This is a genomic window from Maridesulfovibrio sp. FT414 (genome assembly GCF_050916235.1).
Lineage (GTDB): Bacteria > Desulfobacterota > Desulfovibrionia > Desulfovibrionales > Desulfovibrionaceae > Maridesulfovibrio.
The window spans coordinates 1,734,878-1,750,951 of the sequence record NZ_CP104854.1 but is presented as its reverse complement, the minus strand read 5'-3'; the positions used below and the strand labels follow the sequence as shown (position 1 = coordinate 1,750,951).

Below are 16,074 nucleotides of genomic sequence, written 5' to 3'. Positions count from 1 at the left end.
AGCTCTTACATACTGATAAGACGCATTTTTGTCCCTGCCCAGAGGTTGTTCTGCTGACAAAATGAAATTGTCACTGTATTGTAACAATGTTGTCCGGTGGGGTAAACACGCCTTAAGGTGTGTAAGTGTTTGTTATTATGGTTTTTTGGTTCGTTCTTTAGTCGTCGTAACAAAACTTGACCTAAGAAAAATTACATGCTTGTTACTCGTCTGTGACGGGAACAGGGAATTCCGGCGCTTTTTGTAACAATACTCCGGTGGAGGAGTTCTTTTGCCGAACAAATCTCTACATATGAAAATATTGCTTTGGGGCTGGGCAGTTATGCTCTGCGCCCTGATGCTTACTTTCTGGTTTTATTACGAGACCGTTTCGGAGGAACTGACTTCGTCCAGCCGACAGAATACTACCCGGCTCCTGAAATTCGTGCGCTGGAAGGTCAGCCACAGCCCGGAAGTGCCGGGGACGTCATCATTTCAGAAAGAAATAACCGAGCTGGGGCAGAACCTTGAAATCAGGATCACCTACATTCGAAACGGGCAGGTTCTGGCCGATTCCAGTGTAAGTGCCAGCCGCCTGCCCGAACTTGATGATCATTCCAGCCGTCCTGAAGTTATCGCGGCTGAAGCTTCCGGTGTCGGCAAGAATATCCGGTACAGCAAAACGCTTAAAACACGGATGCTTTATGTGGCCCAGACCATGGACAAGGATGGAGAATTCATCCGGCTTGCCATGCCGTACTCGGTTATAGGGGAGCGGCTGGAGCGCATTAAGCTGCATTTCACCATCCTGCTTCTGGTCATAGCCGGAGGGGCCGCCATTACCCTCAAGTTTATCGGAGGGCGTACCAATGCCGCGGTCAAGGAAGTTTCTGACACTGCAGCGGCTATCGGCGAGGGCGATTACGGCAAACGGATCAGGGTTATTCCCGGTGGCGAATTTCAGGGTATGGCGGATTCCATCAACACCATGGCCCGGAAGATTCAGGGACATATCCGCATAATAGAGGACCAGAGAAACCAGCTTGATGCCATGTTCGAGAACATGAAGGAAGGCATCATGGTTCTTGATCCCAAGGGGCGGATTGAGTCTGTAAACAAGTCCATGCTTGAAATCGCCCCCCAGACCCGCGATATGATCGGCCGCATGCCGCTGGAGGTCCTGACCAGACATGAGATTCAGGACAGCGTGGACCGCATTCTCCGTCCGGACAATGAGGCCGTTTCCGATTCCCTGATTATCGATCTGCAGGACGGGCGTTCCATGAACGTCACCATCTGTTCCTATGAAGACTACAAAAGCCGCAGAAAACTGATCCTTGTCTTCCACGACATAAGCGAGGTCCGCCGGATAGAACGCATTCTCCGGGATTTCGTATCCAATGCATCCCACCAGCTGCGCACCCCGCTTACCAGCATCAAGGGGTATTCCGAAACCCTGATCGACAATCCTCCGGAAGATAAAGCCATTCTTGCAAAATTTCTCGGAACGATCCTGGACAATGCAAACCACATGTCCAAGGTCATTACCAGCATGTTTGCCCTGACCCGCAGTGAATACTCCGGCAAGAAACTGCGTACCAGCCCAACGGATCTGTCCGGATGCATCCGGCACAGCGTAACCAACCTTGTTCCTGCCGCGAAGAAAAGGAATATCCGCATTGAGTCCGGAGATATCCCTGACGTTCAGGTTTCCGGCACGGATGAGGGGCTGGTGCAGATCTTTGACAACCTGATTGAAAACGGCGTCAAGTACGCCCCGGAGAACAGCCTGATACGGGTTGAAGCTGAAATTGATGACGGGTATGTCGTGAGCCGGGTAACCGACGAAGGGCCGGGAATCGCCCCCGAAGACAGGGAGCGGATTTTCGAAAGATTTGTAAAACTGGATGAAAATGCTGTGGGGGGCGGTAGTTCCGGACTGGGACTGGCTCTCTGTCGCAGCCTTGTGCGAAACTTCAACGGCGACATCTGGGTGGAAAGCCCGGTTGACGCGAAAACAGGAACCGGTTCTTCATTCTGTGTGAAGCTTCCGGTGACGGACGGCTGAAAGGCCGTGAATCATCACCTGGTTCTCAACAAGGGGATTATCTCTTATGGATATCTATGATCTGTTTTTTTACATGTCCCTGTTTGCAGGGTTCATGATGGCATTCAACCTTGGAGCTAACGACGTGGCCAACTCCATGGCTTCTGCAGTCGGCGCCAAAGCCATCACCGTCAGACAGGCCGTGCTTATTGCAGGTGTGCTGAACTTTGTTGGAGCTGTTTTCATGGGCTCCCACGTAACGGCAACCGTGAGCAAGGGGATTATCAACCCCGCGGCAATTGCTGACCCGAAAATAATCATGGTCGGCATGTTCTCGGCACTGCTTGCTGCCGGGCTATGGGTACTCATATCAACCATGACTGCGTTGCCGGTTTCTTCCACCCACTCCATTGTCGGAAGTATTCTCGGTTTCGGTCTTGTGGCCGGAGGACCTGACGTGGTCAACTGGCTGAAGATGGTCGGTATTGTAATGTCCTGGATCATCTCGCCTTTCTTTGCCGCCATTATCGCCTATGCCATTTTTACACACATACGAAAAACGATTCTCTTTAAAAAAGACTTTATCCATCAGGCCAAGAAGTGGGCCCCCATCTGGATGGGACTGACAGTGCTGCTTATCTCCCTGTCCTTCCTGTACAAGACTCCGGTGGGCAAGGCTCTCAAGCTTCCTTTCCTGGGCTCGCTGGCTCTCGGATTTGCAATTGCAGCGGTTGTGTGGTTCGCTGGACGTCTTGCTGTAAACAAACTTGTGGGTGACCCGGAAGAAGGTGCGGAAGCTGTAGAATCCACCTTCCGTCGCCTGCAGGTGGGAACATCCTGTTACGTGGCTCTTTCTCAGGGCGCCAACGACGTTGCAAACGCCATCGGACCGGTTGCTGCTATCTACCTGATCTCCAAGGAGCATGTTCTGCTTGCCAAAGCGGATGTTCCTATGGGATTGCTGGTAATGGGTGGACTGGGAATCGCCGTGGGTATTGCCCTGATGGGTCATAAGGTTATGAGTACTGTCGGTGAGAAGATCACGGTTCTGACCAACACCCGCGGGTTTGCCGTTGACTTCGGTGCCGCTTCAACTGTACTGGCTGCATCCAACCTCGGACTTCCTGTTTCCTCCACCCATGCGGCGGTGGGAGCGGTCGTTGGCGTTGGGCTTGCCAGAGGTTTTTCCGCGGTAAACTTCAAGATTCTTGGCCGGATCGTCCTTTACTGGGTACTGACTGTTCCCATTGCGGCGATAACAAGCATAACAATATTCAGCCTGTTAAAATGGGCTTTCATCTAGATAAAACAAGGAGAGCACTATGAACTTTCGTCTTCCTTTCTTAGGCCTCATCGTCAACAAGAACCCCATGGAAGGGCTGGTAAAACATTACGACAAGATTGCCGAATGCATTCATGTCATCAACGATTCCGTTGAGTGCTATGTTGCCGGTAACGATACCTGCCGTGATTTCGATGAACTTATCCAGCAGATTGATACCGTCGAGGCTCAGGCGGATAAGATCAAGCGTTCCATCCGCAACCATCTTCCGCATTCCATGTTCATGTCTGTGGATAAGACCCTGTTCTTCAACTACACCCGCAGTCAGGACAACGTTCTGGACAATGCTCAGGAAGCACTGCACTGGCTGGCAATGCGCAAGGTCGCAATCCCTGCTGAATATCAGAAGGATTTGATCCTGCTGCTTTCCGAGGTCAACGATACCACATCAAGCCTCGGCCCCGCCCTCAAGGCAACCATTGAGCTTATTGATGGTAAGTCCATTGACCGCGAAAGCTGCAAGAACAAGGTCCGCAAGGTCCGCAAGCACTATGCCCGTGCCGTGGTATTGCGCAAGGATCTGACCAACCGTATCTATAATTCCGATATGGATTTCAAGGACATCTACCAGCTTATGCATTTTGTAGCCTGTCTGAATGAAATGGCTCACCAGACCGAAGGCTGCGCCGATATCCTGCGTGCCATGATTGCCCGCTAGAAAGTCGGGGCTCCCGCCAAGCTTTCTGAGGGCCAGAGAACCCTTTTAAAATGGTTCTCCGGATTCTCCCAATCATTTTCGGCGGGGCTTTGCCGTATGTTGTGGCTGATTGTCCATGTGTGAATTAAGGCCGTAATATCTTAAGATATTACGGCCTTTTTGTTGTTGATAAGCTGGCTGTCAAATGCCCTGTCTAAAACCGGGAGATAATTGTTTTGAATAATTACTCCGGATGAAACGGGTTTTTTACTTCGACCACTCGCGGATTTTTGCGATCTCGTCCTGTCCTACCCGGATATGTTCCAGAAAGGCCTGATGCATTTCCGGATAAAGCTTTTCAAATGCCTTGTGCCAGTTGTGCATGTCTTCATCGCTGAATCCGGCTTCCCTGAATATTTCAGTCCACTTTTCCTTGTCCATGGTTTGTCTCCTGTTTTTGTATGCATCCGTGTGGCCTGCACGGAGGCGGTTTATGTCATATCTGCAGATTGCTTGTGGCTGTTCGTTGGGGTTTATTTTTTGCGGGCGATATAGAATACGTAACCTGCTTCATGCGGGAATTTACGCATTATATCCATTTCGCGTCGCAGATTGTCTTCAAGGGGTTTCATTTCCGGGCTGTTGCTGTTCTGCTCAGCGTACCTGGGAAGATTTCGCTCTATTTCAGCGTAATACACATCCCACCAGTCTGATTCCGGTTCAATGAAATATCCGGTCACTTCGAAACCGTCTTTTTCGAGGATGTCGATGTTGCCGCGAATACTTTTCATCTCCGGGTAAATGTTCTGGAAGAACTGGGTTGTTTCCTTTGACTGGTTATCACTCAACCACGCAAGCTCGCTCAGGCAGAGATAGCCGCCCGGTCTGATGAACTTTTTCCATTGTGAAACCCCGTTCTCAAAACCCATGATGAAGATGGCTCCCTCACTCCAGATCATGTCAAAGGACTCTTCTTTGAAGTCCATAGTGTTCATGTCACCGAGAATGGGCGTAATTCGATTTGAGTAACCGGCTTTGCCCGCACTTTTATCCAGCGCATCCAGCAGGGCCGGGCGGTTGTCGAGGGCTGTAATTGTATGCCCGGTTCCATCGCACAGGGCGATGGTCTCTATCCCTGTCCCGCAACCGACATTCAGCACTCTGGCCTTATCGGGCAGTCCCCTGACCATTGATAATGCTTTCTTGGTGGTTTCAGGGCTACCTGGGCCGAGCTTTTTTAACCCATCGAAAAAGTTCAAAAACAATTCCATATATTTCTCACTTATCGGTTTTACTTTGATGATCCGCTGTGATCCTGATGACCATTTACGGATGAGTCTGATTTCATCGTCAGGTATCTGGAGATATTCCAGAAACTGCTGGTGCCTGTCAGGATGGGAACGTTCGAAGGCTTTGTGCCAGTTCTCCATGTCCTGCTCACTGAAGCCTGAGGAGCGCAGAACCTCGACCCACGCGGCTTTATCCAGTTTCTCTGACTTCACTTCGGGTGAGCTCTTTAAAATGCCCGAAATGAACTCCCGCTGCGCATGGAGCGAAGCAATCTCTTCGTTAAGTTCCTTGAGCCGTGTTTCCAGCACCCCGGTTATTCCGCTGGCTGGAGAATCAAGGATCACCTTGATCTCTTTGAGCGGAATTCCGGCCCTGCGGTAGTGGCAGATCTGCGCCAGCAGTTTTTCTTCCTCTTCACCGTAGGACCGGTAGTCCCCTTTCATGTGCATTGAGGGAGAAAGCAGCCCGATGGAATCATAGTAGAGCAGGGTGCTGCGTGACAGACCGTATTTTTTGGCCAGCCTCCCTACAGTCATTCCAGACGATTTTTGTTTGACCATTACCAACTCCATAGCTATGTGATGAATCCAATCTGCACTATAAAGTTATAGACAGGTCAACGGTTTTTTTATGTCTTCGGCAGCCAGAGCGGAAAAAAATTTAATATGGTTTTGAAGAGTCTTTCCAGATTGTTGATAACAGGAAGGCCTCAATATCTTTAAGATATTGAGGCCTTTATTTAGTGCAACTTGGCAGAATGTATGAAGGGACGATGCTACCCCGTATATTTCATCAGCTAATATTTTTAACTGATAGGGATTCCAAAGGCCCACTATCCGTTAGACGAGAAGCTCCGCTTCGAGTCTTACGGATATGGAGAGCAGAGATGCATTATCCCCTTTGGCCGCCGGAGGCGAAATCAAATCGCCAAATACGCAACGCGCATCAAGTCCCACCCCGCAGGGTTGTCGGAGCATTAGCCTACTTGGCGTCAGCTTCGTCCTTGGCGCGGATTTCAGCCCGTTTGATCTTGCCGCTGATGGTCTTGGGCAGCTCCTTCACGTAGTCGATGATACGCGGGTACTTGTAGGGTGCTGTTACCTTCTTGACGTGATTCTGCAGTTCTCTGGTCAGTTCTTCACTTCCTTCGTATCCGGAAGCGAGAACTACGGTGGCCTTAACGGCCTGACCTCGGACATTGCAGGGCACGCCGGTAACGGCAGCTTCAACAACCGCGTCATGGGTGATCAGTGCGGACTCAACCTCGAAGGGCCCGATGCGGTAGCCGGAGCTTTTGATCAGGTCGTCGGTGCGGCCGAGGAACCAGTAATAGCCGTCCTCATCCATCCACGCTTTGTCCCCTGTCTGGTAGTAGCCGTCAACCATGACGTTGGCTGTTTTGAGCGGCTCGTCCAGATAACCGGTAAACAGGCCAACGGGACGCGGATCGAGTTTGACGCAGATCTGTCCTTCCTCACCCGGTGCACAGTTATGCCCCTCGGTGTCGATGAGGGCTATATCCCATCCCGGACAGGGCCTGCCTATGGACCCCGGCTTGGGGGTCATGTGGGGGAAGGTCGCAATCTGGAGCACGGTTTCGGTCTGGCCGTACCCTTCGTAGAGAGGCAGTCCGGTTGCTTCCTTCCATGCCTCGAAAACGGATGCGTTAAGCAGTTCGCCTGCAGTAGTGCAGTGTCTGAGTGCAGAGAGATCATATTTTGAAAGATCTTCGCGGATCATGAACCGGTATACGGTGGGCGGAGCGCAGAAGGAGGTCACCTTGTGGTCGGCGAGAACCTTGAGCAGTTCAGAAGGTTCGAATTTGCCCCGGAAGTCCCAGACGAAAACTACTGCACCTGCCATCCACTGGCCGTAGTATTTACCCCAGACAGCCTTGCCCCAGCCTGTGTCGGCGAGGGTCAGGTGGATGTCTCCGGGCTTGAGGTCGTGCCAGTATGCGCCGGTAACATAGTGCCCCAAAGGATAGTTGTGGGTATGTTCCACCATTTTCGGCGGTCCGGTAGTACCGGAGGAGAAGAATATAAGCAGGGAGTCGTCGCCGCAGGCGCAGTCTGCCGGACGCGGAAAGGAGTCCGAGGCTTCCGCGCAGATGGTTTCGAGGTTGAGCCACCCGGCGGGAACATCACTTTCTCCGGCCTGGACGAGCACTTTGAGGGAAGGGCAGTTCTTCTGGGCTTCAACAACGCGCTCGCTAACGGAATCTTCAGTGATGACGCCTTTGATTTTTGCGAAATTTACACGGAATTCAATGTCCTTGACAGTGAGCAGGTTGGGAGAAGGAACTGGAACCGCCCCGACCTTGTGACAGGCCAGCATGGATACCCACCAGTCGATACGGCGGTAGAGTATGATCATGATCCGGTCACCTTTGCCTATTCCAGCCCTGGAGAGGGCATTGGCAAGGCGGGCGGATTTTTTGGAAAAGAAATCGAAATCCTGTTCCGTGCGGGTTCCGTCAGGCCCGATATGGATCATTGCCGGGCGTGAAGGTTCTTCTGCGGCGATTTTATCCACACAGTCAAAGGCGAAGTTGTAGTTTTCGGGCACGTCGGTTTTGTATCCGGAACAAAAATTTTCGTATGAATCGTATTTCTGCTTCTGCATTATCGTTTCTCCACGTTAAGGGTGACTCGGCACCCTTATATTTGCTGTTGTTGACGTTTGATCCTCAGATGTAAAAAAAAGTTTTTTACCGCAGGTCGCAGATGCCTGACCGGGAATCTCCTTCCCGGAAGCACGTTGTGGCGACCTGCTAGAGAATTACGTCCAGCATGCGTGCGGATTTTCCGTCGAGGCCGCGCAGGGCGTGCGGGGTGTTGGAGTCGAAGTAGAGGGAATCGCCGGCTTCAAGTTCCAGTACGGAATCGTCCAGGCGCAGTTCAAGGCGCCCTTCAAGGACGTAGATGAACTCCTGTCCGCGGTGGGTGGTGAAATTCATTTCGGAAACATCTTTGGGGGGAACTTCCACCATGAAGGGCTCCATACGGCGGCCTACAAAGGTGGATGCAAGGTTTTTGTAGTCGTAGTCCTTGCGGCGGTCCACGGTAAGACCTTTACCGTTGCGAACAAGGGCGTAGTTCTTGAGATGGGCTTCGTTTCCGGAAATAAGCACGGTAAGGCTCACTCCGCAGATGTGGGCCACATCCATAAGATAGCTGACCGGAATTTCGACTGTTCCCGATTCATACTCTGCGGCCCGTTCTGGAGTGACTCCCGCCTTCTGGGCCAGTTCCTCAATACTCATGTCCATTGCATCGCGCAGGCCCAGCAGCCTTGGTGCAATTTCCTTATAAGCATGGTTGTTGCTCATTTTGCCTCCTGTTGTCTTCGACGGCCCTTATGAATCGGATAATCTAATTTTAAAGGTCTGCCGCCGCTGACGTATATGCCATTGAAGAAAATTTTAAACGGTTGGAGCGTTGGTTCTTACATTAATAAAGGGCCTTGCCGGAGCAAAGCCCTTTTTGCTCATCTATGCATCGGGATAGAGCTCAGCAGCCATTTCCCTGAGTTTGTATTTTTGAATCTTACCGCTTGCGGTCATGGGGTAAGCGTCAATGAAGGTGATGTATTTCGGAATCTTGTAGCGGGAGATTTTGCCTCTGCAGAAGTCGATTACATCCTGCTGGTCCATTTCCACACCGTCTTTAAGGATAATGAAGGCCCCAACCTGCTCGCCGAATTTTTTGCTGGGCACGCCGGCTACCTGCACATCAAGAATTCCGTCCATGGTATAGAGGAATTCTTCGATCTCACGGGGATAGATGTTTTCCCCTCCGCGGATGATCATGTCTTTGAGGCGTCCGGTGACAGTCACGTAACCATCATCGTCCATAGTTCCGAGGTCGCCGGAATGGAGCCATCCGTCAATATCGATTGCAGTACTGGTGGCATCGGGGTTGTTGTAGTAGCCCTTCATGACGTTGTAGCCGCGGCAGCAGATTTCACCTGTTTCACCGGAGGCGCATTCTTCACCTGTTTCCGGATTGAAGATGGCAACCTCGATCTCGGGCATGGCCCGACCTACGGTTTCGGTACGGCGCTGGATACTGTCTTCCATTCTGGTCTGGGTCATAACCGGAGAAGCCTCGGTAAGACCGTAGCAGATGGTGATGTCCTTCATGTTCATCTTGTCCATGACCTTCTTCATCACTTCAACCGGGCAGGGAGATCCTGCCATGATTCCGGTGCGCAGCGAGGAGTAGTTGAACTTGCTGAACAGCTTGTGTTCAAGAATGGCGATGAACATGGTCGGCACGCCGTAGACGGCGGTGCATTTCTCCTGATCAATGGATGCCATGACCAGCAGCGGATCGAATCCTTCGAGGATGACCAGTGTGGTTCCATGGTTGATCGCCGCCATTACCCCGAGTACACAGCCGAAGCAGTGGAACAGGGGGACAGGCAGGCAAAGGCGGTCTCCAGGTTTGAAAGCCTGGTTTTCGCCGATCCAGAAGCCGTTGTTGCCGATATTGTAGTGGGTCAGCTGAACTCCCTTGGGGAATCCGGTGGTTCCGGAAGTGTACTGCATGTTGACCACGTCATGAGGGTCGAGGGATGCCTGGCGCTCGGCATAATCCTCTTCGGTTGTAACTGCGGAAAGGTTGATTACTTCCGCCATGGAGTACATGCCGCGGTGCTTTTCCTGACCGAGGAAGAACACCCTTTTCAGGTCAGGAAATTTCTCGCTCTTGAGGTATCCGCGTTCCTGGGTCTTCAGCTCCGGAACAAGGTCGTATACGGTCTGGAGATAGTCGATCTCGCGGAAACCGTCGATAACCACAAGGTTTTCGCACTCGGATTGCTTGAGCAGGTATTCCAGCTCAGTGGTGCGGTAAAAAGTGTTAACAGTCAGCAGAACTGCACCGATCTTGGCGGTGGCAAACTGCAGAGCGACCCAGTAGGGCACGTTGGTGGCCCATACGGCCACTTTTTCCCCTTTCTGGATGCCGAGTGCCATGAGTCCCATGGCAAGGTCATCCACCAGCTCACCGAATTCGCGGTAGGTCAGGCGAAAATCGCGGTCAACGTATACTACGGCTTCCTGATCGGGCCATTTTTCAACGGTTTCATCCAGCAGTGCACCGAGAGTTATTTCCCTGAGATGTGATTTTTCCATTCAGCCCTCTCTTATTCCGGGAAATACAGTACCGCGTAAATATCACACTTCTCGTTGCCGTCGGCAGCAACATAGTGGGGTACCACGGAGTTGAAATAGACGCTGTCACCGGCTTCAAGAACGCTTTCTTCCTTGCCGTATACAACCTTTAGCTTGCCGGACACGACGATGATGAATTCCTCGCCTTCGTGGGATGTCAGTTTATGTTCACCGTCTTCAGGCTGGATTTCAATGAAGAAAGGTTCCATGTGGCGGTCGCTTTTGCCTTTTCCGAGTGAAAAGTACTTCATGGAAGCGGGCTTTTCCTTGTCGGAATGCATGGTGAATTCTTCCTTGCGCTCTCCCAGCTTTACGATGAGCGGGTCCTTGCTGACCTGATCGTCAAGGAATGTCCCAAGGCGCACGCCAAGGGCCCGGGCTATTTTGAGAAGGGGGCCCAGAGAGGGGTATTTTTCTTTTTCTTCAACCGCCTCAAGGAAATCAACTCCAAGGCCTGTGCGTTCCGAGAATTGTTCAAGGCTCAGTCCCTGTTTTTCCCTGAAAGTTTTTATCCGCTGTCCAACTTTTGCTTTACTCATACTTCCCTCTACTGTCTAAGCCCGCATTGTGCGGCATTGCTGATGAAAATGAAAAACGTTAGAAATGAGTGCTTACATTAATAACGAATATTTGTCATCATTTGCAGGTCTGCGGAGCCGGATTCATAAAATGTATCAACCGGGCGCAGGTTAAATCGTCGGGCTTCAAAAATGAAGGACAAATTTGGGAAATGGAAAGTTTTCTTTCCAAATGTACGGTTATTCTGATCGGCAGTTGTCAATTAGCGGTTGTCTTTTCATGCAAAATCTATCTATAGTTCGGTGATTGCAGCACTAAAGGTAAGGAATGTAAATGACTTCAGCTCAGCATGCGACAGACAGGAAGAAAATACAGGGAGTGTTTTCCAGCCAGAGTGTCCAGAAAATTGGTACTGGTACAACTGTGCGTCGAACCATCAGTAAGATGTACTGGATGGCACAAGAGCTTGATGACGGAAAGGTGGAAGTGCAGGCACTGAATAAAAGCTATGTTCCGTCCGGTCCAAAGTCTGTTGTGGAGATGGAAGAGTTCCTGTCCAAGTATTCCCCGGAGCCTGAATTCTATGTCTCCACGGTCTATCCGAAGATAAAGGCCATGAACTCATCAATAGAGCGTGGTGAGAAAGCAAGGCAGGCCGGTGCAACCTACAGTGCCGAGTTCGAGTTCCAGAACGCCCTTGATGTTGACGAAGAAAATGTTAAAGCCAATTTCGGGCTCGGACTTACTTATATGGAGCGCGGAGAAAGCACCAAGGCCAATGATATTTTCGAGCGGCTGGTAAAGCTGGATGCGGCCTTCCAGACCGAGCACAAGCACCTTTTCAACGAATTCGGAATCAACCTGCGCAAGACCGGAATGCAGGATCAGGCCATAGACTATTATCAACGCGCCCTGCAGATGACTACGCAGGACGAAAACCTGCACTACAACATCGCCCGGGCTTATTTTGAAAAAGGCATGCTTGAAAAATGTGCCGATCACCTGACCAAGGCGCTGGCCCTGAATAAGGACCACGCTGAAGCTCAGAAATTCTTTGAATTTGTCAAGAAACAGCTGGCCGCGCAGTAATCCTGATTATTTCCAATGTATGCCTTCGGCGGCCCTGCTGGGCCGTTTTGATGCGCATTGCGCTTTAGACGATTTGATTTCGCCTCCGGCGGCCAAAGGAGCAAGCCATCTCTGCTCTCCATATCCGTAAGACTCGAAGTAGAGCTTCTCGCCTAACGGCTAGTGGGCCTTTGCTTTATGAATAATGGATCAGATTTTTTCAAGCAGGGCGGCATAGAAGAACTCGTTCAACTCCGATTCCGGCGGGGTTGTCCATTCCATGACTAGTTTCGCGTTTTTGTGACCATGCAGGAAGGCCGCAATCTGGCGTTCGTTCTCATCGGGATTAATGGTGCAGGTGATGTAGGCCAGCCGTCCATTCTTCCGCACGGTTTTCCAACTGTTTTCCAGGATACGGTACTGGAGGTGAATCAGCGAGTCCACATCTTCCGGAGTTCTTTTGTACTTTGTATCCGGCCTTCTGGAGAGGACTCCGAGTCCGGAGCAGGGTACGTCCAGCAGGGCAGTGCCGACGGAGCTTTTTGCCAGTGGCGGATTAATGGCAGATGCCCGGAATGCGGAGAGAGCGGGAATTTCCTCTTTCAGTGCGGAAAGGCGTCCTTCATGAGGATCGCTTGCGAAAATCGGCGATACTCCCAATGAGTTCAGAAATCTGGATTTTCCTCCTCGTCCGGAGCAGCCGTCCCATACCGGTACGGGCCAGTCCTTCGGATTCAGGACCGAAAGGGCCTGCCGTGCTGCATAGCTCTGCCTGGTCAGGACATCCGATTTCAATCCTTTCAGTGCTGTCGGCCAGTACCCGGAATAAAAGGCAAAGGCCTGCCCGTCCGCCTCAATGAATTCCTGTTCTTTCATGAGGGTGTCGGCTGCTGCTTTTGCTTTCGGGTTTGCGGTATCCAGAACAATTCCTGCTGCCGGAGGGCAGATCTGTGCTTCCAGATATTCTTCGGTCAGTTCCGGTCCGTAACTGTCCAGCCAGAGCTCCACGATCCATTTCGGGCAGGAATAGAATGCGGAGAGGTAGTCTGTTTCTGACCGGGTATTGCGCCGGAAAAAATCTTCATCCGCTCCGTCTTCGGCAAGTCTCGCCACCTTGCGCAGAACCGCGTTGGCAAGACCTCCCAGTTTGCCGCGGGAAAGGCGTTTTGCTGAGTCCACGCCCCAGTCAACGGAAGCATAGGCCGGGACATCCATGTGCAGGATCTCGTAAGCGGCCATGCCCAGAACACGCATTATTGGAAGCGGAAGTCCGTCAGGCTTGGAAAGGAAGCATTTCAGCACAGCCTGCAGCCGGATGCGCATGCGCAGGTATCCGTATGATATTTCGGTTATGAAACCACGGTCCCGCTGATCCAGTTTGGAAGCGGAGAGCACGGAATCAAGCGCGGCCTGTGCATCCGTTCCTCCGTCAAGGGTACGGCAGATGCAGTCATATGCCAGGCCTCTGGGGCCCGGAAGGGCTGGTTTTTTCATTATATCCGGTTCCGATTAAAGGCCGGTAAGAGGTGTAAGTCCGACATTTTTGCCAGCATCTTCGGGAAGCTTGTCTTCCTTGATGAAACGGCGCAGGGCGTCCTCAACTGCAACCAGTGAAACTTCGGTGTCCAGACAGGGACCGTTGGGTCTTTCGTTGAGCACCCCGTATACCGGAAGCGGATAGGTGTCCTGAATGCCGCTGGCAAGGTCGCGTTCGCAGGCAATGGCAATGATCATGCGCGGGCGTTTCTGAACCACAAGACGGCGGGCAATGGTTCCGCCGGTGGCAATGGCAAAATGAACACCGTATTTATCGCGCAGCTCCAGAAGCCCTTTCACTGTGCAAAGGCCGCAGCGCTTGCAGTTGTCCACATCATAGGTCAAACGCATGTCACAACGGCTGGCCTGCAGGCAGTGCGGGGTCAGGATCATGATTTTTTCAGGATCATAACGGCCGGTTTCCGAGAGGACCAGCTCATTGTTGACCTTGATGAAAGATCCTCTGATCTTGCGTTTTGAAAGTCCGAATATCCGCCCCAGAATGGTCATCAGCGGAAGGAACAGCTTTACGGTCAGCCCGCGTGCCTTATGGGAAAAGGGGAAAGTGCGTCCGAGAACCACATTGGCCAGCAGGCCTGCATAAGCCCAGCCTACCAGCAGGATGAGCATGAAGATGAAAATTCCCCAGGCCCACGAAGCCCAGTTGCCGAATGAATCGAGTCCCACAAAGGGGACGTACCAGAGCAGGCCAAGGAATAGGCAGAGCAGGCTGCAGGTTCCTGTGATCAGACCGATGAAAAGGCGTTTTTTGGAATCTTTCTCTTTACTCACGTGTGTACCTGGATCAGTTGACAATGTTTTGGGTTTCAGCTGATTCGAATATTTGTGATGGTTATGATGGTTCTTGGGCTGTATTTAATCAAAAAGATAAATGCCTCCGGCGGAAAAACCGGAGGCTGATGTAACTATTGGCATTTGCCCAGATAGCCGCACATGAAGGCCTTGCCGTCCATCTCTTTCTTGCCTGCCGGTTTTACCTTTGAAGCAAGATAGATCCTGTCGGCACAGGCGATACCTAGCATTCCGTCGAATTCCCCGACAATGGTGCCGGGGGCGTGTTCGTCGGACTGCTCTCCGCCGGGTTTGCCGGGCGAAAGAACCAGACGGATCGGTTCCTTGCCTTCTTCCGGTGTCCAGAAGAAGTATGCGCCGGGCCAGGGGTGCATTCCCCTGATCTGGTTATGGACAGCCTGAACATCCATGGTCCAGTCAATGAGTCCATCTTCCTTGGCCAGCTTGGGAGCGTAGGTTGCGATGGAATCATCCTGCTGCATGACGATGAGATGTTTGTTCTCATAGCGGAGCAGGGTTTCCATGACCAGAGGACCGCCCATGGCCGCAAGTTCGTCGTGGATTTTCCCGGTGTAGTCGTCCCAGGCGATGCCAAGTGCCTGCTGGACAAGAATCGGCCCGGTATCAAGCCCGGCTTCCATCTTCATGATGGTGATGCCGGTGGCGTGATCCCCGTTTGCAACAGACCTGTGAATCGGTGCTGCGCCACGGTATTTGGGAAGCAGGGATGCATGCACGTTGATGGGCATGACAGAAGGTACATCCAGAACCGCCTGCGGCAGGATCAGGCCGTAGGCCGCAACCACCAGAAAGTCCGGCTCAAGGGCACGCAGTTCCTCGATATCTTCTTCTTTCTTGAAGTTGAGGGGCTGATAAACTGGAATTTCGTTTTTCAGCGCAACTTCCTTGACCGGGGACTGTGTAACCTTGTGGCCTCTTCCGCTCGGGCGGTCGGGCTGGGTGTACGCCGCGATTACATCGCATCCGTCCCATTCAATGAGATATTCAAGAATGGTGGACGCGAAGTCCGGGGTTCCCATGAAAACTATTCGCCAGGGTTTTTCTGCCATTTTTTTATCTTCTTGTCGTACATTGCACGTTTCAGGCGGCCTACGCGGTCTACAATGAGAGTTCCGTCAAGGTGGTCTATTTCGTGCTGAAGCACGATTGCCAGGAATTCGTCAGCTTCGATCCTGAGCTCATTCCCGTCAAGGTCGGTTCCGGTTACGGTAACCTTTTCGTCGCGCTTGATCACGCAGCGGAAAGCGGGGCAGGACAGGCAGCTTTCCTCGGAATCAACCTTGCCTTCGCGGCTGATGATTTCGGGGTTTACGATTACCTGCAGGTCAGTGCGTTCCTTGGGCCCGGACGGGTCGATAACGATCAGCCGTTTCTGCAGGCCGATCTGGGGAGCAGCAAGCCCTACGCCATCATCTTCGTACATGGTCTCAATCATGTTCTCGACGATTTCCCGCAGTTCGGGGGTGATTTCTTCGACCCTGGAGCAAATCTCTTTCAAGGACGGTTCAGGATATTTGACAATTTCTAACTTCATAAAATCTCTTCCTTAAAGGCCCTGAACCCTTTCCCGGACCTTTTTTAATAATGCGCAACATCTAACGGCTAGTGAGCCTTTGGGATCCCTGAGGGCATTCACTGCCCAG

14 protein-coding genes are annotated in these 16,074 nt (G+C 51.8%); 4 read left to right on the top strand and 10 right to left on the bottom strand.

The window, feature by feature from the left end:
• Window positions 1-292 precede the first annotated feature (292 nt).
• Genes N7E73_RS07775 through N7E73_RS07765 form a run of 3 tightly spaced genes read left to right on the top strand, consistent with a single transcriptional unit; the run spans window position 293 to window position 4,026 of the window.
• A complete protein-coding gene (locus N7E73_RS07775; protein ID WP_432738485.1) occupies window positions 293-2,047 on the top strand; it encodes a HAMP domain-containing sensor histidine kinase in 1,755 nt (584 codons plus the stop codon).
• 46 nt (window positions 2,048-2,093) lie between these two features.
• The gene (locus tag N7E73_RS07770; RefSeq protein ID WP_432738484.1) at window positions 2,094-3,329 is read left to right on the top strand and encodes an inorganic phosphate transporter; all 1,236 of its coding nucleotides are present in this window, start codon (window positions 2,094-2,096) and stop codon (window positions 3,327-3,329) included.
• A gap of 19 nt (window positions 3,330-3,348) precedes the next feature.
• Window positions 3,349-4,026, top strand: a complete 678-nt coding sequence (locus tag N7E73_RS07765; protein WP_432738483.1) for a DUF47 domain-containing protein — start codon at window positions 3,349-3,351, stop codon at window positions 4,024-4,026.
• A gap of 246 nt (window positions 4,027-4,272) precedes the next feature.
• Here N7E73_RS07765 and N7E73_RS07760 read toward each other — a convergent pair whose 3' ends face one another.
• The 6 genes from N7E73_RS07760 to N7E73_RS07735 all read right to left on the bottom strand — a co-directional run bounded on the left by N7E73_RS07760 (window position 4,273) and on the right by N7E73_RS07735 (window position 11,013).
• On the bottom strand, window positions 4,273-4,446 hold the full coding sequence (locus N7E73_RS07760; RefSeq protein WP_432738482.1) for a hypothetical protein: 174 nt from the start codon (window positions 4,444-4,446) through the stop codon (window positions 4,273-4,275).
• A 92-nt stretch (window positions 4,447-4,538) separates the two neighbouring features.
• Window positions 4,539-5,855, bottom strand: a complete 1,317-nt coding sequence (locus tag N7E73_RS07755) for a MerR family transcriptional regulator (protein ID WP_432738481.1) — start codon at window positions 5,853-5,855, stop codon at window positions 4,539-4,541.
• Window positions 5,856-6,276: 421 nt separating this feature from the next.
• Window positions 6,277-7,920 carry an AMP-binding protein gene (locus N7E73_RS07750; protein ID WP_432738480.1) on the bottom strand — a complete coding sequence of 548 codons (1,644 nt, stop codon included), beginning with the start codon at window positions 7,918-7,920 and terminating at the stop codon, window positions 6,277-6,279.
• Window positions 7,921-8,068: 148 nt separating this feature from the next.
• On the bottom strand, window positions 8,069-8,626 hold the full coding sequence (locus N7E73_RS07745; RefSeq protein WP_432738479.1) for a helix-turn-helix domain-containing protein: 558 nt from the start codon (window positions 8,624-8,626) through the stop codon (window positions 8,069-8,071).
• Between the two features lie 162 nt (window positions 8,627-8,788).
• Window positions 8,789-10,435: an AMP-binding protein gene (locus N7E73_RS07740; protein WP_432738478.1), complete on the bottom strand. Its 1,647-nt coding sequence runs from the start codon at window positions 10,433-10,435 to the stop codon at window positions 8,789-8,791.
• Between the two features lie 11 nt (window positions 10,436-10,446).
• Complete coding sequence (locus tag N7E73_RS07735; protein WP_432738477.1) at window positions 10,447-11,013, bottom strand: helix-turn-helix domain-containing protein; 567 nt, start codon at window positions 11,011-11,013, stop codon at window positions 10,447-10,449.
• Window positions 11,014-11,326: 313 nt separating this feature from the next.
• On the opposite strand from N7E73_RS07735, the gene N7E73_RS07730 reads away from it, so the two are divergent.
• A complete protein-coding gene (locus N7E73_RS07730; RefSeq protein ID WP_432738476.1) occupies window positions 11,327-12,082 on the top strand; it encodes a tetratricopeptide repeat protein in 756 nt (251 codons plus the stop codon).
• Between the two features lie 189 nt (window positions 12,083-12,271).
• Here the strand turns inward: N7E73_RS07730 and N7E73_RS07725 are convergent, their stop codons facing one another.
• From N7E73_RS07725 to def, 4 genes are all read right to left on the bottom strand, one after another.
• Window positions 12,272-13,555 carry a transcription antitermination factor NusB gene (locus tag N7E73_RS07725; RefSeq protein WP_432738475.1) on the bottom strand — a complete coding sequence of 428 codons (1,284 nt, stop codon included), beginning with the start codon at window positions 13,553-13,555 and terminating at the stop codon, window positions 12,272-12,274.
• Window positions 13,556-13,570: 15 nt separating this feature from the next.
• Window positions 13,571-14,389, bottom strand: a complete 819-nt coding sequence (locus N7E73_RS07720; protein ID WP_432738474.1) for a DUF116 domain-containing protein — start codon at window positions 14,387-14,389, stop codon at window positions 13,571-13,573.
• 134 nt (window positions 14,390-14,523) lie between these two features.
• The gene (gene fmt, locus N7E73_RS07715) at window positions 14,524-15,480 is read right to left on the bottom strand and encodes a methionyl-tRNA formyltransferase (protein WP_432738473.1); all 957 of its coding nucleotides are present in this window, start codon (window positions 15,478-15,480) and stop codon (window positions 14,524-14,526) included.
• Complete coding sequence (gene def / locus N7E73_RS07710) at window positions 15,456-15,965, bottom strand: peptide deformylase (RefSeq protein ID WP_432738472.1); 510 nt, start codon at window positions 15,963-15,965, stop codon at window positions 15,456-15,458. Before def ends, fmt begins: the two co-directional genes overlap by 25 nt.
• Between the last annotated feature and the right edge of the window lie 109 nt (window positions 15,966-16,074).